Origin of the sequence: Stenotrophomonas sp. RIT-551, from assembly GCF_026241915.1 — a bacterium.
In the GTDB taxonomy this organism is placed as follows: Bacteria; Pseudomonadota; Gammaproteobacteria; order Xanthomonadales; family Xanthomonadaceae; genus Stenotrophomonas; species Stenotrophomonas bentonitica_A.
Genome location: NZ_JAPJIU010000011.1, coordinates 80,801 through 105,777 on the forward strand (window position 1 = coordinate 80,801; position 24,977 = coordinate 105,777).

Annotated in this window: 23 protein-coding genes; all 23 read left to right on the top strand. The window is 66.5% G+C overall.

What is annotated here, in order from left to right; all coding sequences use genetic code 11:
* The first annotated feature begins 6 nt into the window (after nt 1-6).
* The 23 genes from flgE (at nt 7) to ORK51_RS13760 (ending at nt 24,974) form a co-directional block, all read left to right on the top strand.
* Complete coding sequence (gene flgE, locus ORK51_RS13650; RefSeq protein ID WP_266085193.1) at nt 7-1,230, top strand: flagellar hook protein FlgE; 1,224 nt, start codon at nt 7-9, stop codon at nt 1,228-1,230.
* A gap of 32 nt (nt 1,231-1,262) precedes the next feature.
* Complete coding sequence (locus ORK51_RS13655) at nt 1,263-2,018, top strand: flagellar basal body rod protein FlgF (protein WP_019184779.1); 756 nt, start codon at nt 1,263-1,265, stop codon at nt 2,016-2,018.
* Between the two features lie 105 nt (nt 2,019-2,123).
* Nucleotides 2,124-2,909 (top strand): flagellar basal-body rod protein FlgG, encoded by a 786-nt coding sequence (gene flgG, locus ORK51_RS13660; protein ID WP_019184780.1) that lies wholly within the window; start codon nt 2,124-2,126, stop codon nt 2,907-2,909.
* A gap of 22 nt (nt 2,910-2,931) precedes the next feature.
* Complete coding sequence (gene flgH, locus ORK51_RS13665; RefSeq protein ID WP_266085194.1) at nt 2,932-3,624, top strand: flagellar basal body L-ring protein FlgH; 693 nt, start codon at nt 2,932-2,934, stop codon at nt 3,622-3,624.
* Between the two features lie 61 nt (nt 3,625-3,685).
* Nucleotides 3,686-4,783: a flagellar basal body P-ring protein FlgI gene (locus ORK51_RS13670; RefSeq protein WP_192814286.1), complete on the top strand. Its 1,098-nt coding sequence runs from the start codon at nt 3,686-3,688 to the stop codon at nt 4,781-4,783.
* Between the two features lies 1 nt (nt 4,784).
* Complete coding sequence (gene flgJ / locus ORK51_RS13675) at nt 4,785-5,999, top strand: flagellar assembly peptidoglycan hydrolase FlgJ (protein WP_266085195.1); 1,215 nt, start codon at nt 4,785-4,787, stop codon at nt 5,997-5,999.
* Between the two features lie 8 nt (nt 6,000-6,007).
* Nucleotides 6,008-7,888 (top strand): flagellar hook-associated protein FlgK, encoded by a 1,881-nt coding sequence (flgK, locus tag ORK51_RS13680; RefSeq protein WP_266085196.1) that lies wholly within the window; start codon nt 6,008-6,010, stop codon nt 7,886-7,888.
* Nucleotides 7,885-9,087, top strand: coding sequence for a flagellar hook-associated protein FlgL (gene flgL, locus ORK51_RS13685; RefSeq protein WP_266085197.1), 1,203 nt, complete (start codon nt 7,885-7,887; stop codon nt 9,085-9,087). The genes flgK and flgL overlap by 4 nt, the downstream gene beginning before the upstream one ends.
* Before the next feature lie 371 nt (nt 9,088-9,458).
* Entirely contained in the window at nt 9,459-10,742 is a 1,284-nt protein-coding gene (locus ORK51_RS13690) for a flagellin (protein WP_266085198.1), read from the top strand.
* A 72-nt stretch (nt 10,743-10,814) separates the two neighbouring features.
* Nucleotides 10,815-12,134 (top strand): flagellin, encoded by a 1,320-nt coding sequence (locus tag ORK51_RS13695; RefSeq protein ID WP_266085199.1) that lies wholly within the window; start codon nt 10,815-10,817, stop codon nt 12,132-12,134.
* 453 nt (nt 12,135-12,587) lie between these two features.
* Nucleotides 12,588-13,970 carry a flagellar filament capping protein FliD gene (fliD, locus tag ORK51_RS13700; RefSeq protein WP_266085200.1) on the top strand — a complete coding sequence of 461 codons (1,383 nt, stop codon included), beginning with the start codon at nt 12,588-12,590 and terminating at the stop codon, nt 13,968-13,970.
* Between the two features lie 128 nt (nt 13,971-14,098).
* Nucleotides 14,099-14,515, top strand: a complete 417-nt coding sequence (fliS, locus tag ORK51_RS13705) for a flagellar export chaperone FliS (RefSeq protein WP_070427331.1) — start codon at nt 14,099-14,101, stop codon at nt 14,513-14,515.
* Nucleotides 14,512-14,808 (top strand): hypothetical protein, encoded by a 297-nt coding sequence (locus tag ORK51_RS13710; RefSeq protein WP_070427330.1) that lies wholly within the window; start codon nt 14,512-14,514, stop codon nt 14,806-14,808. The genes fliS and ORK51_RS13710 overlap by 4 nt, the downstream gene beginning before the upstream one ends.
* Nucleotides 14,805-15,386: a PilZ domain-containing protein gene (locus ORK51_RS13715; protein WP_019184792.1), complete on the top strand. Its 582-nt coding sequence runs from the start codon at nt 14,805-14,807 to the stop codon at nt 15,384-15,386. Before ORK51_RS13710 ends, ORK51_RS13715 begins: the two co-directional genes overlap by 4 nt.
* Nucleotides 15,387-15,473: 87 nt before the next feature.
* Complete coding sequence (locus ORK51_RS13720; protein WP_026070039.1) at nt 15,474-16,106, top strand: response regulator; 633 nt, start codon at nt 15,474-15,476, stop codon at nt 16,104-16,106.
* A gap of 263 nt (nt 16,107-16,369) precedes the next feature.
* Nucleotides 16,370-17,782 (top strand): RNA polymerase factor sigma-54, encoded by a 1,413-nt coding sequence (gene rpoN / locus ORK51_RS13725; RefSeq protein ID WP_266085201.1) that lies wholly within the window; start codon nt 16,370-16,372, stop codon nt 17,780-17,782.
* Nucleotides 17,783-17,796: 14 nt separating this feature from the next.
* Nucleotides 17,797-18,174, top strand: coding sequence for a response regulator (locus tag ORK51_RS13730; protein WP_026070040.1), 378 nt, complete (start codon nt 17,797-17,799; stop codon nt 18,172-18,174).
* Complete coding sequence (locus ORK51_RS13735) at nt 18,171-19,667, top strand: sigma-54 dependent transcriptional regulator (RefSeq protein ID WP_266085202.1); 1,497 nt, start codon at nt 18,171-18,173, stop codon at nt 19,665-19,667. Before ORK51_RS13730 ends, ORK51_RS13735 begins: the two co-directional genes overlap by 4 nt.
* Before the next feature lie 283 nt (nt 19,668-19,950).
* Nucleotides 19,951-20,313: a flagellar hook-basal body complex protein FliE gene (fliE, locus tag ORK51_RS13740; protein WP_019184797.1), complete on the top strand. Its 363-nt coding sequence runs from the start codon at nt 19,951-19,953 to the stop codon at nt 20,311-20,313.
* Between the two features lie 12 nt (nt 20,314-20,325).
* Complete coding sequence (gene fliF, locus ORK51_RS13745) at nt 20,326-21,966, top strand: flagellar basal-body MS-ring/collar protein FliF (protein ID WP_019184798.1); 1,641 nt, start codon at nt 20,326-20,328, stop codon at nt 21,964-21,966.
* A 13-nt stretch (nt 21,967-21,979) separates the two neighbouring features.
* Nucleotides 21,980-22,966 carry a flagellar motor switch protein FliG gene (fliG, locus tag ORK51_RS13750; protein ID WP_026070041.1) on the top strand — a complete coding sequence of 329 codons (987 nt, stop codon included), beginning with the start codon at nt 21,980-21,982 and terminating at the stop codon, nt 22,964-22,966.
* On the top strand, nt 22,963-23,598 hold the full coding sequence (locus tag ORK51_RS13755) for a FliH/SctL family protein (protein ID WP_046274284.1): 636 nt from the start codon (nt 22,963-22,965) through the stop codon (nt 23,596-23,598). Before fliG ends, ORK51_RS13755 begins: the two co-directional genes overlap by 4 nt.
* On the top strand, nt 23,595-24,974 hold the full coding sequence (locus ORK51_RS13760) for a FliI/YscN family ATPase (protein WP_266085203.1): 1,380 nt from the start codon (nt 23,595-23,597) through the stop codon (nt 24,972-24,974). The genes ORK51_RS13755 and ORK51_RS13760 overlap by 4 nt, the downstream gene beginning before the upstream one ends.
* Nucleotides 24,975-24,977: the final 3 nt, after the last annotated feature.

Genomic DNA, 24,977 nt, shown 5'->3' on the forward strand with positions numbered 1-24,977 from the left:
CATCCCATGGGCTTCAACGTCTCGTTGTCCGGCATCAACGCAGCCAATGCCGATCTGAACGTCACCGCGAACAACATCGCCAACGTCAACACCACCGGCTTCAAGCAGTCGCGCGCGGAGTTCGCCGATCTGTTCTCGGCCACCAGTTATGGCCTGTCAAAGAACGCGGTCGGTTCCGGCGTGCGGGTGAGCAATGTGGCGCAGCAGTTTGCGCAGGGCAACAACGAACAGACCGGGCGCAGCCTGGACATGGCCATCTCCGGCGAAGGTTTCTTCACCCTGACCATGAACGGTGAGCGCGTGTACTCGCGCGCCGGCAATTTCCGGACCGACCAGGCCGGCTACGTGACCAACCCGGACGGTGCGCGCCTGCAGGTGTTCGCCCCGAATGCGGACGGCACCAACTTCGATGCCGGCCGCCTGACCGACCTGCAGCTGATGACCACCGACAGCCCGCCGCGGCAGACCGGCAAGGTCGATGTGAGCTTCACCCTGCCGGCCAACGCCAAGCAGCCGACGGTCGCCGCCTTCGACCCGACCGATTCCAACAGCTACAACCACTCCACCGGCGGCATTACCGTATACGACTCGCTGGGCGTGAGCCACACCCAGACCTCCTACTTCGTGAAGACCGAAAACCCGAACGAGTGGCAGGTCTACAACTACGTGGACGGCAAGGCCGCTGGGACCCCGACCACGCTGCAGTTCTCCGACAGCGGTGCGTTGACCAGCCCGGCCAACGGCCAGATCGTCATGGATCCGTTCATCCCGACCACCGGTGCCGGCGTGCTGTCGATGTCGCTGAACCTGAGCGGCTCGACCCAGTACGGCGAGAAGTTCGCGCTGCGCAACACCCAGCAGGACGGTTATGCGGCGGGCAAGCTCAACGAGATCACCGTCTCCGAAGAGGGCATCGTCTACGCCCGCTACTCCAATGGCGATGACAAGGCGCTGGGCCAGGTCGCCCTGACCACCTTCAACAACGCACAGGGCCTGGAAGCCAAGGGCAACAACCTGTGGACGGAAAGCTTCGCCTCGGGCACGCCGCGTACCGGTGCGCCGGACAGCTCCAACCTGGGCAAGATCCAGGCCGGTTCGCTGGAGGCCTCCACGGTCGACCTGACCGAGCAGCTGGTCAACATGATCACCGCCCAGCGCAACTTCCAGGCCAACTCGCAGATGGTCTCCACGCAGGACCAGATCACCCAGACCATCATCAACCTGCGTTGATGAGCCACTGACCGCAACACGGGACTACACCGATGGACAAGGCACTCTACGTCGCGATGACCGGTGCACGCGCCTCCCTGCAGGCGCAGGGCACGCTGTCGCACAACCTGGCCAACACCGATACCCCCGGCTTCAAGGAGGCGCTCGCCAACACCGAGGCCTTCCCGATCAAGGGGACCGGCTATGCCTCGCGCGTGGATGCCCTGCACGTGGATGCCGGCTTCAACCGGCGCATGGGCGCCCAGCAGATCACCGGCAACCCGCTGGATCTGTCCCTGCAGGCCGGCAACTGGCTGGCCGTGCAGGCACCGGGCGCCAATGGCGGCGAGGCGTATACCCGCGGCGCGGCGCTGTCGATCACGCCCAATGGCCAGCTGGTGACCGCCGGCGGCCATCCGGTGCTGGATGAGAACGGCAACCCGATCGCGATCCCGCCGCACCAGGCAATGGACATCGGCAACGACGGCACGATCTCGATCATCCCGCTGGGCGAAGGCCCGCAGACGATGGCCAACATCGGCCGCATCCGCGTGGTGCAGGCCGACGACGCACGGCTGGAACGCGGCCTGGATGGCCTGATGCGCAACAACGACCCGCAGCAGCCCTTCGTGCAGGCCCAGGGAAAGTCGCTGGAAAGCGGCCAGCTGGAAGGCAGCAATGTGGATGCGGCCGGTGCGCTGGTGCAGATGATCCAGCTGCAGCGCCAGTACGAAATGCAGGTGAAGGTCATCAAGCACGGCGATGACAACGCACGCAGCGCCAACAGCCTGCTGCGGCTGGGCGGTTGACCGCGCGCCGTGACGTAATCCCGGCGCGGTTCTGGCACGCGCCATGCATTGCCCTTCGCAAGGGCCGCACCACGCGGCCACCCGCTACAACACAGGAATGACGCCATGAACCAGGCATTGTGGATCGCCAAGACCGGACTGGATGCGCAGCAGACGCGCATGTCGGTGGTTTCCAACAACCTCGCCAACACCAACACCACCGGTTTCAAGCAGGACCGTGCCAGTTTCGAAGACCTGCTGTACCAGCAGGTCCGTCAGCCGGGCGGCGCGTCCTCGGCGCAGACGCAGCTGCCCACCGGCCTGCAGATCGGCACCGGCGTGCGCGTGGTGGCCACCGCCAAGAACTTCGAGCAGGGCAGCCAGCAGCAGACCGGCCGCGCACTGGATGTGATGGTCAACGGCCGCGGGTTCTTTGAAGTGCAGATGCCGGACGGTTCCTCGGCCTATACCCGCGACGGCTCGTTCCAGCGCAACCAGGATGGCGAGCTGGTCACCAACAGCGGCTACCCGGTGCAGCCGGGCATCCAGATTCCCGAAGGCGCGCAGTCGCTGACCATCGGCACCGACGGCACGATCAGCGTGAAGATGGCCGACGACGCCGCCTCGGTGGAAATCGGCGCACTGACCCTGACCGACTTCGTCAACCCGGCCGGCCTGCAGGCCCGCGGTGAAAACCTGTTCCTGGAAACCACCGCCTCCGGCCCGGCGCAGAACGGCAATCCCGGCCTCAACGGCCTGGGCACCGTGGTGCAGGGCGCGCTGGAAGGCAGCAACGTCAACGTGGTGGAAGAGCTGGTTTCGATGATCGAAACGCAGCGCGCCTACGAAATGAACGCCAAGGCGATCTCCACCACCGACGCGATGCTCGGCTACCTCAACCAGAACGTCTGATCGGTCGACCCGGGAACCTGCCATGTCGCGTCTTGCCCCTACCCTCCGCCTGCTCGCCGCCGCCGTCCTCATCGCCACCCTCGGGGGCTGCGTGATCGCCGGCGATGTCCGCCCCTACCCGGCCATGGCGCCGGTGGAACCGATCATGCCCCCCTCGGCCCAGGCCACGGCCGGTGCGATCTACGCCGCCGGCCCGGGCCTGCAGCTGTATTCGGACCGCCGCGCCCGCGATGTCGGTGACCTGCTCACGATCACCCTGACCGAGAACACCACCGCGCAGACCACTGCCAACACCTCCACCTCGAAAGAATCGGAACTGAGCATCGGCACGCCGACGATCTTCGGTGCCCCGGTGACGCTGGGCGGCAAGGACATCCTCAGCGCCAGCGCCGCCGGCTCGCGCGACTTCACCGGCAAGGGCACCAGCGCGCAGAGCAACCGCCTGCAGGGCAGCGTGACCGTCACGGTGATCCAGCGCCTGCCCAACGGCAACCTGGTCGTGCAGGGCGCCAAGAACCTGCGCCTGAACCGGGGCGATGAGCTGGTGCAGGTGCAGGGCATCGTGCGCGCGGCGGACATCTTCCCGGACAACACCATTCCCTCCAGCCGCGTTGCCGATGCCCGCATCGTCTACGGCGGCCGCGGCGCGATCGCCCAATCCAACGCGATGGGCTGGCTGAGCCGCTTCTTCAACTCGGCGCTGGCGCCGTACTGAGCCTGACATGACCTTCTTCCCCTCCCCGTTCCGGCAGCGACGCGCGGCGTCGTTCCACACCATGCGTGCCGTGCTGGCACTGCTGGCCGTGTTCGCGCTGGTGGCGCCCGCCTCCGCCGAACGCATCAAGGACCTGGCCCAGGTCGGCGGTGTGCGTGGCAACGCGCTGGTCGGCTACGGTCTGGTGGTCGGCCTGGATGGCAGCGGCGACCGCACCAGCCAGGCGCCCTTCACGGTGCAGAGCCTGAAGAACCTGCTGGGCGAGCTGGGCGTCAACGTGCCGGCCAACGTCAATCCGCAGTTGAAGAACGTGGCGGCCGTGGCCATCCATGCCGAGCTGCCGCCGTTCGCCAAGCCCGGCCAGCCGATCGACATCACCGTTTCCTCGGTAGGCAACGCGGTCTCGCTGCGCGGCGGTTCGCTGTTGATGGCGCCCCTGCGCGGTGCCGATGGGCAGGTCTACGCCATCGCCCAGGGCAACCTGATCGTCGGCGGCTTCGGTGCGCAGGGCAAGGATGGCTCGCGCGTGTCGGTCAACGTGCCCAGCGTCGGGCGCATTCCCAATGGCGCCACCGTCGAGCGTGCGCTGCCGGATGTCTTCAGCGGCGGTGGCGACATCACCCTGAACCTGCACAAGAATGACTTCACCACGGTCTCGCGGATGGTGGCGGCACTCAACAATGCCTTTGGTGAAGGCGCCGCGCGTGCGATCGATGGCGTCACCGTGGCGGTCAACGCGCCGTCCGACCCGGGTGCACGCATCGGCCTGCTGGCGCGCATCGAGAACCTGGAACTGACCCCCGGCAGTGCGCCGGCCAAGGTGGTGGTCAATTCGCGTACCGGCACGGTGGTGATCGGCGCGCAGGTGCGCGTGGGCGCCGCGGCGATCTCCCATGGCTCGCTGACCGTGACCATCAACGAGAACGCCAACGTCAGCCAGCCGGGCGCGTTCAGTGGCGGCCAGACCGTGGTGACGCCGCAGTCGACCATCACCGCCACCAACGATGGCAGCCGCATGTTCAAGTTCAACGGCGGCACCACCCTGGATGAAATCGTGCACGCGGTGAATGCCGTGGGCGCGGCCCCGGGCGATCTGATCGCCATCCTGGAAGCCCTCAAGCAGGCCGGCGCGCTCAGTGCCGAACTCGAGGTGATCTGACATGCGCATCCAACCGGTCCTGGAACTCAATCCCGCCCAGCCCAACAGCCCGGCCAAGGTCGACAAGGTCGCCCGCCAGCTGGAGGGCCAGTTCGCGCAGATGCTGATCAAGAGCATGCGCGAGGCGAGCTTTGGCGATTCGCTGTTCCCCGGCGAAAACACCATGTTCCGCGAGATGTACGACCAGAAGATCGCCGATGCGATGACCCGCGGCCGCGGCCTGGGGCTGTCGAGCATGATCGCGCGCCAGCTGGGCGGCGCCGAAGGCGAGGCCGCCAAGCCGGTCGACACCACGCTCAATCCGGCCGCGGCGCTGCGCGCCTACCGCCTCAATGCACCGGCCGCCGGCATGCCGCTGCCGGCCAGTGCCGCGCCGCCCGCGCCGCGCGAGGTAGACCTGCTGCAGCAGTTGAACGGCGATGCACCGTCCGCCGTGCTGCAGCCGATGGAACGGGCGCTGGACCTGATCGCCGGCCGTGAAAGCAGCCAGATGCATGAGGCGATCGGCCGCAGCGATCCGTATGCGGCAGCCGCCGGGAGCGACCCAGCCAGCGTCGACTGGGCCATGGGCGATGACCGCTGGAGCGGCGTGACCCGCCCGGCGGCCAGCGGCCCCAGCGCGGTCGACAACCTGGCCGCCTCCACCGCCGCGGCCGAACTGGGTCCGCATACCCCGGCCGGCTTCGTTGCCAGCATCTGGGGCCATGCGCAACAGGCCGCGCGCGAACTGGGCGTGGATGCCAAGGCGCTGGTCGCCCAGGCCGCGCTGGAAACCGGCTGGGGCCGCAAGCTGGTCCGCCGCAATGGCGGTGACAGCTCGCACAACCTGTTCGGGATCAAGGCCAACGGCTGGCAGGGTGAGCGCGCCACCAGCGGCACCCACGAGTACGTCAACGGCGTGCGCCGCAACGAGACGGCGAGCTTCCGCGCCTACAACTCGGTGGGCGAGAGCTTCGCCGACTACGTGCGCCTGCTCAAGACCAGCCCGCGCTACCAGAACGCCCTGCAGGCCGGCAGCGATGTGCGCAGCTTCGCGCAGGGCCTGCAGCGCGCCGGCTACGCCACTGACCCGACCTACGCGGCCAAGATCGCCGCGATCGCCGGCGGCCCGACCATCGAGCGCGCCGTTGCGGCGGTGAGCGATGCCGGCGAGCGCCTGGGCCGCACTTTTGCCAGCACCGCCAGCCCGACCGGGCTGGGTGTCATCCGTCGTTGAGGTAACCCATGTCCAGCGTACTCTCCACCGGCACCAGCGCCCTGCTCGCTTTCCAGCGGGCCCTGGCGACCACCAGCCACAACGTCGCCAACATCAAAACGCCTGGCTACAGCCGGCAGAAGGTGGACTTCGCCACCGCCAACCCGCAGAACTACGGGTATGGCGACGTCGGCAATGGCACCCGCATCACCGATGTCCGCCGCGTGGCGGACCAGCTGGCCATCTCGCGCCTGCTCGATGGCAGCGGTGAACTGGCGCGCCTGAAGCAGTTGTCCACGATGGCCGACCGGGTCGATGCCATGTTCTCCGACGCCTCCACCAACGTGGCCGGGGTCTGGTCGAACTTCTTCGATTCGGTCAGCGGACTCTCATCCAACGCCTCGGGCAGCGCCGACCGGCAGAACGTGCTGGACAGCGGCAAGACGCTGGCCAACCGCTTCCAGCAGCTCAATACCCAGCTCAACAACCTCAATGGCGAGGTCAACAACGGCCTGATCGCCGGCGCCACCGAGATCAACCGGTTGGCCCAGGAGATCGCCCAGCTCAATGGTTCCATCGGCAGCAACGCAGCCACGGCGGCCCCGGACCTGCTCGATCGCCGTGACCAGCTGATCGCCAACCTGGTCGGCTACACCGGCGGCAACGCGGTGATGCAGGACGGCGGCATCATGAATGTCTACACCGCCGGCGGCCAGGCCCTGGTGGTCGGCACCACCGCCTCCAAGGTCACCACCGTGACCGATCCGTACCAGCCCGAGCGCCTGCAGCTGGCGCTGGAAAGCCAGGGCCAGAAGATCACCATCGATGGCAAGACGCTCGGTGGCCAGATCGGTGGCCTGCTGGAGTTCCGCAATACCGTGCTGACCCCGGCGCAGGCCGAGCTGGGCAAGCTGGCGATCGGCATGGCCAGCAGCTTCAACGACGTCCACCGCCAGGGCGCGGATCTGTACGGCAACATGGGCGGCGACTTCTTCACCATCGGCAACCCACGCATCACTGCCAACAGCAGCAACACCGGCACGGCCAGCATGAGCGCCAGCTTCGGCGACCTGTCCAAGCTGGATGGCCAGAACATCGTGATGAAGTTCGATGGCGCCCAGTGGCAGGCCACCCGCGCCGACACCGGCGCCACGATCCCGATGACCGGCACCGGCACCGCAGCCGACCCGCTGGTGCTCAATGGCGTCAGCCTGGTCATGAATGGTACGCCGGCCAAGGACGACCGCTTCCTGCTGCAGCCCACCGCAGGCGTGGCCGGCAGCATGGAAGTGGCGATCACCGACACCTCGCGCATCGCCGCCGCCGCGCCGATCAAGGGCAGCGCCGCGATGGCCAACACCGGCACCGGCAAGCTCACCGGGGTCAAGGTGACCGATGCGGGCAACCCGGCGCTGCGCAATCCTGCGGCGATCGTGTTCACCAGTGCCACCGAATACACCATCGATGGCATCGGCCCGAACACCTACACCGCCGGGCAAACCATCACCGCCAACGGCTGGAGCTTCGTGCTGGACGGCGCACCCAAGCAGGGGGATACCTTCACCATCGGGCCGACCCCGGCCGGTTCTTCGGACAACAGCAATGCGCTGCTGCTGGCCAAAGTCGAGCAGGCCAAGACCTTCAATGACGGCACGATCACCCTGAGTGGGGCACTGGGTGGACTGACCACCCAGGTCGGCGCGGCTGCGCGCTCGGCCGAGTATTCCCTGATGGCACAGCAGGTGATCACCGACCAGGCCCAGGCGGCGCGCGACTCGATTTCCGGCGTGAACCTGGATGAAGAGGCCTCGGACATGCTCCGCCTGCAGCAGGCCTACCAGGCCGCCTCGCAGCTGATCTCCACCGCCGACACCATGTTCCAGACCATCCTCGGAGCCGTCTCGCGATGAACAACCGCATTTCCACCGGCATGATGTTCAATCAGTCGGTGTCCCTGATGCTCGCTTCGCAGGCAAAGATGAATCACCTCGAGCGCCAGATCGCCACCGGCAGCAAGATCGTGTCGGCCAAGGACGACCCGGTCTCGGCCGGTACGGCGGTCGGCCTGGACCGTACCCTGGCATCGCTGGACCGCATGCAGCTCAACGCGGGTAACGTGCAGAACCGCCTCGGCCTGCAGGAAAACGCCTTGGCCCAGGTCGGCGATATGATGGGTCGCATCACCGAATTGACCATCTATGCCAACAATCCGGGCCTGGCCGCCGCCGACAAGGAGTCGATGGTCACGGAAATCGAGGCAATCCGCGGCAATCTGCTCGCGGTGGCCAACAGTACCGACGGCACCGGCCGCTATCTGTTCGGTGGTACCGATGACGCCAGCCCGCCCTTCAGCCAGGTCGATGGCCGCATTGTCTACAACGGCGACCAGAACCAGCGCGAAGTGGAAGTGGGTCCGGATACCTACGTGAAGGACGCCCTGCCCGGCAGCGAGATCTTCATGCGCATCGTCACCGGTGACGGGCACGTGGACGGCAGGGCCGCCGCCGGCAACACCGGCAGCGGCGTGCTCACCAACATCACCCGCGACAGCGACGGCAGCTGGAATGGCGAGGGCTTCAGCGTGCGCTTCACCGGCACCGACAGCTATGACCTGCTCGACGCCGGTGGCGCCGTGGTGTCCAGCGGGACGCTCAAGACCGGCGACGACCTGGTGGTCAACGGGGTGCGCCTGCATATCGAGGGTGCGCCTGCCGCCGGCGATATCTTCGAGGTCAGCCCCGCGTCAAGCCGCGATATCTTCGGCACCCTGGATTCGCTGATCGGCGCCTTGAAGATGGATACCGGCACCCCCGCCCAGCAGGCGGCACAGCAGAACCTGCTGCAGAGCGGCCTGCGCGACGTAGCCCGCGCCTCGGAGCGGATGATCGACTCCCGTGCCGCCGGCGGTGCCCAGCTCAAGGCGCTGGACAATGCCTCGGACATGCGGGAATCGAACGTGGTCACGCTCAAGACCACCCTTTCGCAGATGCGCGACCTGGACTATGCCGACGCGCTGAGCCAGTACCAGCTGGAAAAGACCGCCCTGCAGGCGGCCCAGACCCTGTTCTCGCAGATGCAGTCGATGTCGCTGTTCAACATGATCCGCTGAGCCCCCCCCCTACAACCTGGTCGGCCTGAAGGCCGCGATGCTTTGAGCATCGCGGCCTTTTTCGTTCTGGGGCGGCGCGCCGACTGCCCGGCATCCTCCGGTAGTGCCGCGACGCTCACGGCACCCGTCTGCGCGTGCGGCGATGCCTGGTAGCGCTGCACGGCATTTCCAGGCCTGCGGCGGCCCACCGGCCTGGCGCCGTGAAATCCAGCCACCTGCCCCGCCCCGGCAAATCCGTTTGAATCTCCGCCTAAAGGTTGTTGACAAAGCGCCGTTATTGATTTGGCAACAGCGAAGCACACAGCCAAAAACAAAAAAACGGCGGCGCTTCGTTCCATTCACCACCGGGATTCCAATAAGGGAGACGACCCATGGCACAGGTAATCAACACCAATACGATGTCGCTCAACGCTCAGCGCAACCTGAGCACCAGCGGCAACTCGCTCGCTACCACCATCCAGCGCCTGTCGTCGGGCCTGCGCATCAACAGCGCAAAAGACGACGCCGCCGGCCTGGCGATTTCCGAGCGCTTCGGCACCCAGATCCGCGGCACCGATGTCGCGATCCGCAACGCCAATGACGGCATCTCCCTGGCCCAGGTGGCCGAAGGTTCGCTGAGCGAAGTCGGCAACAACCTGCAGCGTATCCGCGAGCTGGCCGTGCAGGCCTCCAACGCCACCAACTCCTCCAGCGACCGAAAGGCACTGCAGGCCGAAGTGACCCAGCTGGTCAGCGAAATCGACCGCGTGGCCAAGCAGTCCGACTTCAACGGCACCAAGCTGCTGGACGGCAGCTTCACCAGCCAGCTGTTCCAGGTGGGTGCGAATGCGGGCCAGGCGATTGCGATCAACAGCGTGGTGGATGCCAAGGCTACATCTCTCGGCAAGGCTGAGTTCGCCACCGATGGAAAGCTGGTACTCGACGCAGCCGCAGACCTGACGAGCGGCGTTATCGAAGGTGTGAGCGTTGGTGATGTTGCGCTGGGCAAGATCACGTTCGATGCAGCAAACCCGGGTGCTGAACCAACTGCGCCGGATGCAGCAGCTGACCCGGAAGAGGTCGAGGCCTATCAGGCCGCGCTGGCGAAGTACAACGAAACACGGTCGACCAACACGCAGAACGCAGTGAATGCGATCGCTGCCGCCATGAATTCCAAGCTTGGTGAAACCGGCCTACTGGCTGCCCAAGCAGTGGGCGCGGACAACAAGCCCATCGCAGGCCAGATCACTCTGACCTCGGTCAAAGCCGGGGCAGACATCGGCAAGCTCGCGGTGACCGGCCTGACTTCACTGCTGGACGCGGCAAAGTCGACTGACGTAAGCGCGGCAACTGGCGCCGCTCATGTCTCCGACATCGATATCGCCACTGTCGCAGGCGCCCAGAAAGCCCTGGAAATCGTCGACAAAGCCTTGGAATCGGTCAACAGCGTCCGCGCCGACCTCGGCGCCATCCAGAACCGGTTCACGTCGGTAGTTGCCAATCTGCAGACGTCGTCTGAGAACCTCTCCGCCTCCCGAAGCCGAATCCGCGACACAGATTTTGCCAAGGAAACCGCAGAACTGACCCGCACCCAGATTCTGCAGCAGGCCGGTACCGCCATGCTGGCCCAGGCCAATCAAGTACCCCAGAACGTGCTCAGCCTGTTGCAGCGCTGACATACGGCGCTCCTGAAGCACGTCAGGAGCGGCTGATCCTCTCGTACGTGCACTGCTCAAGGAACCTTCCTCATGGCACAAGTCATCAACACCAACACCATGTCGCTTAACGCTCAGCGCAACCTGAGCACGAGCGGCTCCTCACTGGCCACCACCATCCAGCGTCTGTCGTCGGGTTCGCGCATCAATAGCGCCAAGGACGACGCCGCTGGCCTGGCGATCTCCGAGCGCTTCGGCACCCAGATCCGCGGTACGGACGTGGCGATCCGCAATGCCAACGACGGCATCTCCCTGGCCCAGGTCGCCGAAGGTTCGCTGACCGAAATCGGCAACAACCTGCAGCGCGTTCGTGAACTGGCCGTGCAGGCTTCCAACGCCACCAACTCCTCCAGCGATCGCAAGGCGCTGCAGGCCGAAGTGACTCAGCTGGTCAGCGAAATCGACCGCGTTGCCAAGCAGTCCGAGTTCAATGGCACCAAGCTGCTGGACGGCTCGTTCTCCAGCCAGCTGTTCCAGGTGGGCGCCAATGCAGGCCAGGCCATCGCCATCGACAAGGTCGTCAACGCCAAGTCTGATTCGCTCGGTGCGGCGACGTTCGGTGAGAATGGTTCAATCGTCTTCGGCGCCACGGCGGACCTCAGCAGCGGAAAGATCAGCGGGCTTGCCATTGGCGACATCAAGCTGAATGACGTTACTTTCGACGTCACCGCTGTGCCCGCGGAGGTCGATCCGGGTACTGAGCCAACCGCGCCCGACGCTGACACGGGTACTGCGGAAGAAAAAGCGCAGTATGCCGAAGACAAGGCTGCATGGGACAGCGCTGTCGCGGTGCAGGCATCTCGCGAAGGCATCATTGCAAGCAACACCAGCAATGCCGTCTCCGCAGTTACCGCAGCTATCAACGCAAAGCTTGGTGAAACTGGCCTGATGGCGGAAGCAACCACGGTCGACGGAAAGGTCACTCCGGGCTCGATCACCCTGACCTCGATCAAGGCGGGCGCGGACGTGGATGCACTCAAGGTGACTGGCTTTGGAACGGGCATCACGGCAGAATCCGTAAAAGCCGGTACGACAGCGTCCCACTTGTCTGACGTGAACATCGGTACCGTCGGTGGCGCGCAGAAGGCGCTGGAGATCGTCGACAAGGCGCTGGAATCGATCAACAACACCCGTGCTGACCTCGGCGCTGTCCAGAACCGTTTCACCTCCGTGGTCGCCAACCTTCAGACCTCCTCGGAGAACCTGTCCGCGTCGCGCAGCCGCATCAAGGACACGGATTTCGCCAAGGAAACGGCAGAGCTGACCCGCACCCAGATCCTGCAGCAGGCCGGTACGGCCATGCTGGCCCAGGCCAACCAGGTGCCGCAAAACGTGCTCAGCCTGCTGCGCTGATCCACGCCTGCATCGTCCCCGCCGCCGGCTCCGGCCGGCGGCGGGGGCAATCCGAGGGCATCGCAATGCACGCGCAGGAACGGGCCATGGCCATGGACCGGACTCTCTCTGGTCGCCACATCATCGTGGCCATGGCCCGCCCCTGCGGCAGAACTGTTATCAGCGCTGTTTGTTTGACTGAACACCCCGGGTGGCTTCGTCTCCCCCCGCTTTTCAGTAGCCTGACCCCTCCTCTGCATTGGAGGAGGGTATTTTGCAGGCTACCCAGCAAAGGCGCGTACCGTCGCCCCTGCCCCAGGACACGTGCAACCGGCGTGCCAAACCGGCCCTTGCCCTGGCTGGCACAAGTCCTGCATCAACGTGGTTCTAAAGACCTGGCGGCTACGGCCGCTACTTTCGTTGATGGCATCGCCCTGCGACTTCACGGCAGCGGCTATAAACAGGAGATACAACGTGGCGGACTTCGGTTACGGCGGCATCGGTTCAGGACTGGACATTTCCGGCATGGTCAGCAGCCTGGTGGCGGCGGATCGCAAGCCGGCGGACAACGCACTGAACCTGCAGCAGTCCAAGGCCAAGATGCAGCTCTCGGCGATCGGCACGGTCAAATCCGCGTTCGATACCCTGAACACGGCATTGAAGGCGCTGAAGGCCAACACGGCGTTCGACGCACGTACCTTCTCGGCGAGCAAATCCGGTACAGACGAGATATTGACGGTCAGCGGCACCAATGCGGCGGCCGCCGGTTCCCACGCCATTGACGTGAAGGAACTCGCCACGGCCAACAAGTGGATTGCCGACACCTCGCTCCCGAAGACGGATACGTTTGGCGCCGGAACCCTGACGCTCACCGTGGGAGTGGGCGACAAGCAGAAGACGCTGAACATCAACGTCGAAGCAGACGACACCCTCAGCTCGATCCGCACCAAGATCGAGAAGGCTGGGCGCGCCTCGGGCGTCCAGGCCACGCTGATTTCCTCGGGCGACAATCAGTTCCTGTCGATCTCCCAGGAGAAGTCCGGTACGGCCAATGCAATCAAGCTGACCGCCGACCCCTCCAATGCCAAGCTCACCGCTCTGGCCAACAGCCTGTCCGAACGGACCCCCGCTGCGGACGCCAGGCTGCTGATCGACGGCGTGGAGGTCACCAGCAGCGAAAACACCGTCACCGACGTGGTGCCGGGCCTGACGCTGAACCTCAAGAAGACCGGCGAAAGCACCGTCACCATCACCACCGACGTCGCCGCCGCGCGCAAGGTGATGCAGGACTTCGTTACCGCCTACAACGGCGCCATCACGGCGATCAACACCGCGACCAAGTACGACATCGAGAACAAGGAGCCCTCCTCGCTGACCGGCGATGCGCAGATGCGTGGCGCCTCCAGCCAGCTGCGCAGCATGATGAGCGGCATTCTCAAGGATCTCTCGGCCGCTGGCCTGGACCCGAAGAAGATCGGCCTGCAGACCCGCGCCTATCCCAACGCCGATGGCACCCTGGTGCTGGATACCGCCAAGTTCGATGCCGCCTTGGTCAATCAGGGCGGCGCAGTGCGTGACGCGTTGACGGGGGATGATGGCGCTGCGGCCAAGCTGTTCGCTGTGGTCGATGGCTATGTCAATACTACCGTCGGCAAGGAAGGTGCGTTCGTCTCGCGCACCAAGAGCATCAACAACACGCTGACGGACATCGACAAGCGCCGCAAGGCGCTCGATGTCCGCATGGAAGGCGTATCCGAACGTTACAAAAAGCAGTTCCTCGCGCTCGATGCGCTGATGAGCAAGATGAGCCAGACAATGTCCAGCCTTACCTCGCAGCTCTCGCAGCTCAGCGGTTGATCGATCGCAGCAGCGGACTCAAGTTGAACCGGCCCGCTGCCGATATCACTGGCAGGACACCTCGCAGGCTCCACCCGGTGCCGACGATGTCGCGAACTTCGCGGCCCCGCATGAAGGAGACATGATTGATGTACGGTTCCAACCGTCAATTCACCGAGCAGTACCGCAAGGTCGGCGTGCAGAGTTCGGTTACTGATGCCGACCCGCACAAGCTGGTGGCGCTGCTGCTCGCTGGTGCCTGCGAGCGCCTGCGACTGGCCTTGGCCTGCCTGGAACGTGGCGACCAGGCGCGCAAGGGCAAGGCGATCGGCGAGGTCTGCGCCATCGTGGGCCACCTCAACGGGTCGCTGGACCATGAGGCCGGGGGCGAGATCGCCGGCAACCTGTCCTCGCTGTACGACTATGTGATGCACCGGTTGACCGAAGCCAACCTGCACAACGACCCGGCTGCGCTGACCGAGGCCCTCGAACTGCTGGGCGAGATCGACTCGGCCTGGAACGCAATTCCGCAGCAACAGCGCCACACGGCGCAGGCCGCGCCATGAGTTCGCTCGGCGCGCTGAACGCCCGCCTCGACGCGCTGGAAACGGCGTTGCACGACGAGAATTTCGATGAGGCCGGGCTGCAGCTGGACGCGCTCGATGCCGCCCAGCGCAATTATCTGGCCGGTCCTTCGGCCCTGTCCGACGTGCCGGGGCTGTCTTCACTGCAGGCACGCCAGCAGCGCATCATGCTGTTCATGATGCGGCAGCGCGAAGAGGCCAGCCGCCACATCCATAGTGGGCACCAGTCCCTTCGCGCCGCGCAGGCGTACCTGACCGCAGAATCCCTGTCATGAACGAGCTTCGCACCAGCGCCATCCATCACCCGGCCGAAAGCGAGCTGTTCGATGAGACGCTGAGCTGCGAAGTGGCGCTGCCGGCCGAGTTCCGCATCGGCAGCGCAGTGATCCGCCCCGGCACGGCCGAGACCCTGCTGCGCAGCGTGGCGCTGGTGGAGGATGCCCGCGGCGATGACGGGCATGACGACCGCAGCGATGCCACCCTGCAGGTGCAACGCCTGGAAGCCAAGCTCGATCTGGTCATGGTGCTGCTGGGGCGCCTGGTCCGGCAGAGTGCGCAGGACCTGCCACTGCGCCCCCTGCGCTGGTCACGCCGTGGCATCCGCCTGGAACAGGGCAGCCGCAGCGGCGCCGCGCCGGGCAGCATGGGCGTCATCCGCCTGCAGCCCTGCGATTGGCTGCCCGACCATATCGACCTGCCCGTGGTGATCGTGGCCGAAGCGGCCAATGGCTCCGGCGCGCACTATCTGTGGCTGCGTTTCGAAGGGCTCAGCGATGCGCTGGAGATGGCCCTGGAGCGGCATCTGTTCCGGCTGCACCGTCGCCAGATCGCAGAAGCGCGTCGCCTGCGTTGACCGTACGGCCCCGACTGTGACGCATTCGGCTTGGCGGTAGGCCTTCACTCCGTTAAGGTGACGGCCTCCCCGCTCCCCAAGCAGCCTGTGCGCGTTCTCATCGTCGATGATCACACCCTGGTCCGTGCCGGCCTCAGCCGTCTGCTGCAGGGCTTTGCCGACGTCGAAGTCATCGCCGAGGCCAGCAACGCCGAGCAGGCGCTGCAGCTGAGCGTGCAGCACTCCCCGGATGTCGTCCTGATGGACCTGTCCCTGCCCGGCCGAACCGGGCTGGAGGCCCTGAGCGACATTCTCCTGCGGACGCCCGGCTCGCGCGTGGTGATGATGACCATGCACGACGATGCCGTGCACGTTCGCGATGCGCTGGATCGTGGCGCGGTCGGCTTCGTGGTCAAGGATGCCGCGCCGCAGGAACTGGAACTGGCGTTGCGCGCCGCGCATGCCGGCCAGGTGTTCCTGAGCCCGCAGATCTCGGCCAAGATGCTCGCCCCCATGCTGGGCAGGGAAAAACCGGTTGGAGTCGCAGCCCTGTCGCCACGGCAGCGCGAGATCCTGCGCCGTATCGGCAAGGGCGAGAGCAACAAGGAAATCGCCGCGGACCTGGGCATCAGCGTCAAGACGGTGGAAACCCATCGCGCCCGGATGATGGAATCGCTGGGCTGCCGCCGCGCCAATGACCTGGTGCTGCTCGCTGCCCGTCACCAGCACGAGCTGGAGTGATCAGCGCCGGTTCTCCGGCACACACGGCTTCCCCGCCACGCAGGGTGACGGATTTTTGAAGCCCGGTCGGCAGGCTGGGCACGGAAAGACAAGGCCTGCGCGCCAACGTCCGTCAAAATACCGCGCTGATGTCGGGATATCCCCTACATTCTGTCAGGCATTTGACGACCCGACTCAGGAACCCCCTGATTCCCGGCGTACGGGAACACAAGCAAGATGTGTTCCATAACGCACCGGGGAGTCGGTGCGAACGGGGAACCACCTTGAAAGCCTCCATGTCGACCCAGATGGGTCAGCAGCTTCACCTCACCCCTCAGCTCCTGCAGTCCATTCGTCTGCTGCAGCTGGACGGCATGCAGCTTGAACTGGAAATCCGCCGCGCGTTGGAGACCAACCCGCTGCTGGAACTGGAAGAGGCGCCGGAACCGGTCGCTGCCGACACCGATCCGGCCGGCACCACCCAGGACGTGGCCGCCTTCGATGAACTGCCGGAATCCTCCCTGTGGGACGTGCCCGGTGCGGGCTGGCAGGACGGCGACGATGACCGCATGCAGCGCGTGGCGGCCGGTGAGTCGTCCGATCCGCAGCTGCGCGCCCTGCAGCGCCTGGCGATGGAAATGGATGCCCGCGAGCTGGCCGTGGCCGGTTTCTGGCTGGAGCACTGCGACGACGCCGGCTATCTGGATGCCCCGCTCGCCCAGCTGACCCTGCTGGCCAGTGCGCGCTGCGATGTGGATGCGGCCGGCGTGGAAGCGGTGCGCCAGCAGATCCTGCACGGCGATCCGGTCGGCCTGGCCGCCCAGGACCTGCACGAATGCCTGAGCGTGCAGCTGCGTTGCCTGCCCGGCCGTGTACCGGCCCGCCACCTCGCCCAGCGTGTGCTCGACGATGGCCTGGCCGCGCTGGCCGCCCACGACTACCCGGCGCTGGCCAAGCAGCTGGATGCCGAAGTCGTCGACATCCATGAAGCCGTCCGCCTGATCCTCTCGCTGCAGCCGCGCCCGGGTGAGAGCCTGCTGCCGGACAGCAACGGGGTGGTGATTCCGGACGTGGTCGCCTGGCACGCCGATGGCCAGTGGCGCGTCGCACTCAACCCGGCCACCAGCCGCCGCCTCAGCATCAACCCGCAGTACGAGCAGGCGCTGGCCGAGACCAGCGACGCCGCACAGCCGCTGCGCGACATGATGCAGGAGGCCCGCTGGCTGACCCGCGGTCTGTCGATGCGCTACGACACGCTGCTGCGCACCGCGCGGGTGATCATCGAGCGCCAGGCCGGCTTCCTGACCCGTGGCGAAGAAGCGATGGCACCGCTCACGCTGAAGGAAGTGGCCGACGAAATCGGCATGCACGAGTCCACCGTCTCGCGCATCACCACCGGCAAGTACCTGCAGACCCCGCGCGGCACCCTGGAACTGAAGCACTTCTTCGCGGTGCGCCTGGAAGGTGCCAGTGTGTCCGGCCAGGCCGTGAAAGCGATGGTGCGCCGCCTGATCGAGTCCGAACCGGCCGCCCGGCCGCTGGCCGACGAAGCGATCGCCGGCCTGCTCTCGCGCCAAGGGGTGAACATCGCCCGCCGTACCGTTGCAAAATACCGCGAACAACTGGACATCGCCCCGGCGCGCGAACGCCGCCGCAGCCATGCCAGCACCCCGCACCTCCTGGCCCGGGTGGGCTGAAGGAAATGGAAGACATGAACAAGCTCACCGTCCTGCTGGTCGACGACCACGAAGGTTTCATCAACGCCGCCATGCGCCACTTCCGCAAGGTCGACTGGCTCGATGTGATCGGCAGCGCCGCCAATGGCCTGGAAGCGATCGAACGCTCCGAGTCGCTGCGCCCGAAGGTGGTGCTGATGGACCTGGCCATGCCGGAGATGGGCGGCCTGCAGGCCACCCGCCTGATCAAATCGCAGGATGACGCGCCCTACATCGTCATCGCCAGCCACTTCGATGACGCCGAACACCGCGAGCATGCCCTGCGCGCCGGTGCCGACAACTTCGTCAGCAAGCTGTCCTACATCCAGGAAGTGATGCCGATCCTGGAAGGCCTGAAGGGGAACGGATCATGAGCGAATCCCGCATCCTGGTACTGGACAACGACGCCGTGCGCGCCGAGCGCACCGTCGCGCTGCTGGAGTTCATGGACTTCAACCCGCGCTGGGTGGCCGACGCCAACGATTTCGACATCACCCGCCACCGCCCCAACGACTGGATGGCCGCGATCATCGGTGGCCTGGACGGTTCCGAGCGCAGCGATGCACTGTTTGCCTGGCTGGGCAAGGGCGCGCTGCCGCCGCCGGTCATGCTGATCGACGGCGACACCACCGCTTTCGCCCAGCAGTACGGCCTGCACGAAGCCAATGTGTGGCCGCTGGAAGCGCCGCTGCGCCATGCACAGATGGAAGGCCTGCTGCGTCGCGCCAGCCTCAAGCGCCTGGATGCCGAGCACCAGGCCGGCGCCGTGCAGGAACAGGGTCCGACCGGTGAAGGTGCGGCGGTCACCCAGCTGCGCCGGATGATCGAGCAGGTGGCCGCGTTCGACACCACCGTGCTGGTGCTGGGTGAATCGGGCACCGGCAAGGAAGTGGTGTCGCGCTCCATCCACCAGCGCTCGCCACGTCGCGATGGTCCGTTCGTGGCGATCAACTGCGGCGCGATTCCGCCGGATCTGCTGGAAAGCGAGCTGTTCGGTCACGAAAAGGGCGCCTTCACCGGCGCGCTGAGCGCACGCAAGGGCCGTTTCGAAATGGCCGAAGGTGGCACCCTGCTGCTCGATGAAATCGGCGACATGAGCCTGCCGATGCAGGTCAAGCTGCTGCGCGTGCTGCAGGAGCGCAGCTTCGAGCGCGTGGGTGGCAACCAGACCATCCGCTGCAACGTGCGCGTGATCGCCGCGACCCATCGCGACCTGGAATCGCGCATCGCCGACGGCAAGTTCCGCGAGGATCTGTTCTATCGCCTCAACGTGTTCCCCATCGATGTGCCGGCCCTGCGCGAGCGCAGCGAAGACCTGCCGGCGCTGGTGACCACCATTGCCGGGCAGCTGGCCCGTACCGGCCGTGGTGAAGTGCGTTTCACCGGCGAAGCCCTGCAGGCGCTGGCCGCCTACGAATGGCCGGGCAATGTGCGCGAGCTGACCAACCTGGTGGAACGCCTGGCCGTGCTGCACCCCAGCGGCAACGTGCGCGTGCAGGATCTGCCGGCCCGCTATCGCGGCGACTTCGCTGCTGCCGCACCCGTGCCCGCGGCAGCAGCGCCGGCCCAGGCCGATGAGCGGCTGGACCTGCGCAGCTTCTCCTTCCACACCCCAGGTGCACCGGGCGGCACGGCCACGGACAACGGCGCCGGCCCGGTCGCCCGCGCCCCGGCCCTGCCCGATGACGGCCTGGATCTGCGCAACCACATGGCCAGCATCGAGTTGAACCTGATCAACGAAGCGCTGGAGCGCACCCAGGGCGTCGTCGCCCATGCCGCCCAGCTGCTCGGCCTGCGCCGCACCACCCTGGTGGAAAAGCTGCGCAAGTACGGGATCGAACGCGACCAGACCGAACTGGCCGGCTGAGCGGGCCGGCACGCGGAAACCAGACGCCCGGGCATGTCCCGGGCTTTTTTGTTGCCACGACCGTCCGCCCCGCCGGTTTTCCGGCGTCGACTCTCCGTCACGGCGCTGCTTCACCCCGCCGCATGGGCACGCGGTCGCCCACACCGGTCAGGCCGCCACGCGCTCGGGCGCTGCGTGACGCGCAACGCCGGGCCACCGTTACAAAACTGAATCACTCATCCATTTCGGCACGGCACTTGCAACGTCTCCCGGTGTAACCCACCCCTGCTTCGGAACGTTCCAGATGTCGCACTCCGTCACCTCGATCCTTTCTCAGATCCGCACCTTCCAGACCCAGATGGGGCAGCCCGCCGTCAGCCCGCTGACGGAGCTGCCGCGCAGCAATGCCATCCAGGGTCTGGTGTCCCCCCAGGAGATCCAGGGCCCGAGCTTCACCGAAACGCTGCGCGGCGCCATCGCCGGCGTCAACGATGCGCAACAGAAATCCGGCGCCCTGGCCAGATCCTTCGAACTGGGTGAACCCGGTGCAGACCTGGCCAAGGTCATGGTCGCCTCGCAGCAGTCCCAGATCGCCTTCCGCGCCACCGTGGAAGTCCGCAACCGTCTCGTCCAGGCTTACCAGGACGTGATGAACATGCCGCTGTAAGGATAGAAACGCATGGCCCTGTCGCTCTCCAAAGAATCACTGAACACCGAAAAGGCTGGGCAGTGGTTCGACCGGCTGCAAAGCCTGCAGATCACCCGTCGGCTTGGCCTGATGGCGATGATCGCCGTGGCCGTGGCGGCAGGCCTGTTCGTGTTCTTCTGGTCGCAGAAGCCGGGCATGGTGCCGCTGTACACCGGGCTGGACCAGAAGGCCACGGCCGAGGCCACCGACCTGCTGCGCGCGGCACAGATTCCGTTCCAGCTGGATCCCGCCACCGGCGGCATCACCGTGCCGGAAAAGAACCTGCACGATGCGCGCCTGAAGCTGGCCGGCTCCGGCCTGACCGACAGCGGCCGCCTTGGCTTTGAGCTGATGGAGCGCGACCCGGGCTTCGGCGTCAGCCAGTTCATGGAGAACGCGCGCTACCAGCACTCGCTGGAAACCGAGCTGTCGCGCACGATCAATACGCTGCGCCCGGTCCGTGATTCGCGCGTGCACCTGGCCATTCCCAAGCCCAGCGCCTTCACCCGCCAGCGTGACGTGGCCAGTGCCTCGGTGGTGCTGGAACTGCGCGGTGGCCAGCAGCTCGAACGCGGCCAGATCGATGCGATCGTGCACATGGTCGCCGCCAGCATCCCGGACCTGGCGCCCGAGCGCGTTACCGTCGTTGACCAGAGCGGGCGCATGCTCAGCGTCTCCGACCCGAACAGCGAAGCGGCCATGAATGCCGCCCAGTTCGAACAGGTGCGCCGCCAGGAAACCTCGTTTAACCAGCGCATCCGCGAGCTGCTCGAGCCGATGACCGGCCCGGGCCGGGTCAATCCGGAAGTCAGCGTGGACATGGATTTTTCGGTGATCGAAGAAGCCCGTGAGCTTTACAACGGCGAGCCGCAGAAGCTGCGCAGCGAGCAGATGAGCGAAAACAGCAGCAACGTGCCCGGCCCACAGGGCGTGCCCGGCGCCGCCAGCAACACCCCGCCCGGCCCGGCGGCCGCCCCGGCCACCGCGCAGGCACCGACGGAAACCTCCAAGAACGCCACCCGCAACTACGAGCTGGACCGCACTCTGCAGCACACCCGCCAACCGGCCGGTCGCATCAAGCGCGTGTCGGTGGCGGTGCTGGTGGACAACGTGCCGCGCGCCGGTGCCAACGGCAAGATGACCGACCAGGCCCTCTCCGCGGCCGAACTGACCCGCGTTGAAGCGCTGGTCAAGCAGGCGGTCGGCTTCGATGCCGAGCGTGGCGACACGGTCTCGGTGATGAATGCCCCGTTCGTGCGTGAGGTCACCCCGGTCGAAGGGCCGAAGTGGTGGGAGCTGCCGCAGGTACAGGACGCACTGCGTCTGCTGCTCGGCGCGATCGTGGTGCTGGCCCTGGTGTTCGGCGTGCTGCGCCCGGCGCTGCGCTCGATCACCGGGCAGACCAAGCCCAAGGACGACGCGCTGGAACCCCACAGTGCCGATGTGCAGCTGGTCGATGACGGCGAGGGCCTGCCCGCGATCGGCAGCGAACGCCTGCACGCGGCCGGACATGAACCGCTGGCCCTGCCGGTGGACTCCTACGAGGAACGACTGCGCATGGCGCGTGAAGCTGTAAAGACCGATTCCAAGCGCGTGGCCCAGGTGGTCAAGGGCTGGGTGGCCAATGATTGATGCACCTCCCCCGCTGACCGGCGTGCAGCGCGCCGCCGTCCTGCTGCTCTCGCTGGGCGAACTGGACGCGGCCGAAGTGCTGCGCCACATGGAGCCCAAGGAAGTCCAGAAGATCGGCATCGCCATGGCGACCATGACCGACATCACGCGCGAACAGGTCGAGCGGGTCATGGACCAGTTCGGCAGCGAGCTGGGCTCCAAGACCTCGCTGGGCGTGGGCTCGGACGACTACATCCGCAACATGCTGGTGCAGGCGCTGGGTACCGAAAAGGCCGGCAGCCTGATCGACCGCATCCTGCTGGGTCGCAACACCACCGGCCTGGACGCGCTGAAGTGGATGGATCCGCGTGCCGTCGCAGACCTGGTCCGCAATGAGCACCCGCAGATCATCGCCATCGTGATGGCCCACCTGGAAACCGACCAGGCCGCCGACGCGCTCAAGCTGCTGCCCGAGCGCACCCGGGTGGACGTACTGCTGCGTATCGCCACGCTGGATGGCATTCCGCCGAACGCCCTCAATGAACTCAACGAGATCATGGAACGCCAGTTCGCCGGCAACCAGAACCTGAAGTCGTCCAACGTGGGCGGCGTGCAGTGCGCGGCCAACATCCTGAACTTCATGGACAGCGGGCAGGACCAGGCGATCCTGGGCGAAATCGCCCGCATCGATGCACCGCTGAGCGGCCGCATCCAGGACCTGATGTTCGTGTTCGACGATCTGGTGGACCTGGACGACCGCGAGCTGCAGCTGGTGCTGCGCGAAGTCAGCGGCGAGCGCCTCGGCCTGGCCCTGCGCGGCGCCGATATCAAGGTGCGCGACAAGATCACCCGCAACATGTCCCAGCGTGCCGCTGAAATCCTGCTGGAAGACATGGAAGCCCGGGGCCCGGTGCGCCTGTCGGATGTGGAAGTGGCGCAGCGCGAGATCCTGGCCATCGTCAAGCGCATGGCCGATGAAGGCACGGTCACCATTGGTGGCAACGCGGAGGCCATGCTGTGAACAATGCCGTGCGCTGGCTTGCCCCGGACCTGCTCGCGGTGCCCGAGCCGCCACCGGAAGAACAGTTCGAGCTCACCGAACCCGATCCGGACCACGAGCCGGAGCCGCTGCTGCAGTTGCCCACCCTGGAAGAGATCCAGGCGATCCAGGACAGTGCCGAGAAGGACGGCTTCGATCAGGGCCACGCCGAAGGGCTGGCCCAGGGCCAGGCCGAGGTGCGCCGCCTGATCGCACAGATCGAGGGCATCCTGGACAACTTCAGCCGGCCGCTGGTGCGGCTGGAGAACGAAGTGGTCGCCGCGCTGGGCGAGCTGGCCGTGCGCGTGGCCGGCAACCTGGTCGGGCGGGCCTATGAAGCCGAGCCGGAACTGCTGGCGCAGCTGGTCAACGAAGCGGTGGATGCGGTCGGCGGCGCGAGCCGCGATGTGGAAGTGCGCCTGCACCCGGACGACATCGCCGCGCTGGCCCCGGTGCTCAACCTGGCCCCGAACCAGCGCCTGACCCCGGACCTGAGCCTGAGCCGCGGCGACCTGCGCGTACACGCCGAAGCCGTGCGCATCGACGGCACCCTGGATGCACGCCTGCGCGGCGCACTGGATGCGGTCATCCGCAAAGCCGGAACCACCCCATGAACACCGAGACCCTGCCCCCGCCCGCCGACTGGACCGCCGCCCGCAACCTGCGGCTGGCCTCGCGGCTGGACAACATCTGCCCGGATACCGCGCACGGCCGTGGCCTGATCCGCGAGGGCGTGCTGCGCCGCGCGGTCGGCCTGACGCTGGAGGCGGTCGGCTGCGAGGCACCGATGGGTGCCAGCTGCAAGGTGGAAGTTGCCGATGGCGGCTGGGTCGATGCCGAAGTCGTCGGCTTCGCCGGTGAACGCACCTACCTGATGCCCAGCGCCGAACTGCACGGCCTGCTGCCCAACGCGCGGGTCGTGCCCTCGCTCGGCCGCGGCGGCGTGGAAGTGGGCGAAGGCCTGCTCGGCCGCGTGATCGACAGCGACGGGGTGCCGCTGGATGGCAAGGGCCCGATCCGCGCCGAAGGCACCGTCGGCATGGCCGGCGTCTCGATCAACCCGCTCGCGCGCGAGCCGATCACCCAGCCACTGGACGTGGGCGTGCGTGCGATCAACGCGCTGCTGCCGATCGGGCGCGGCCAGCGTGTGGGCCTGTTCGCCGGCTCCGGTGTCGGCAAATCGACACTGCTGGGCATGATGACCCGCTACACCGCGGCCGACGTCATCGTGGTCGGCCTGATCGGTGAACGTGGCCGCGAAGTGCGCGATTTCGTGGAAAGCACGCTGGGCGAAGAGGGCCTGCGTCGCGCCGTGGTGGTCGCCAGCCCGGCCGACCGTCCGCCGCTGGCCCGCCTGCACGGTGCCTACCGCGCCACCGCGATCGCCGAGTGGTTCCGCGACCAGGGCCTGAACGTCCTGCTGCTGATGGATTCGCTGACCCGCTTCGCCCAGGCCCAGCGTGAGATCGGCCTGTCCGTGGGTGAGCCCCCCACCACCCGCGGCTACCCACCGTCGGTGTTCGCCAAGCTGCCCGCCCTGGTCGAACGTGCCGGTAACGGCGCCAAGGGCCGCGGCTCGATCACCGCGTTCTACACCGTGCTGACCGAAGGCGATGATCCGCAGGATCCGATCGCCGATGCCGCACGCGCCATTCTCGACGGCCACATCCTGCTCTCGCGCCGGGTCGCCGACAGCGGGCTGTACCCGGCCATCGACGTGGAATCCTCGGTCAGCCGCGTGGTCACGGAAATCGCCGACGAACCGTGGCGCCTGCGCATCCGCAAGCTCAAGCGGCTGGTGTCGGCGTACTCGTCCAACCGCGACCTGATCGCGATCGGCGCCTACCAGCGCGGTAATGACCCGGCCACCGACGAAGCGCTGGAGCGCTGGTCGGACATCGTTGAATTCCTCGGCCAGGACGTCGGCAAGGCCGCCGACCTGCCGCACAGTCAGGCCGCCCTCAAGCGGCTGGTGGAACCAGAGACTTAAGCC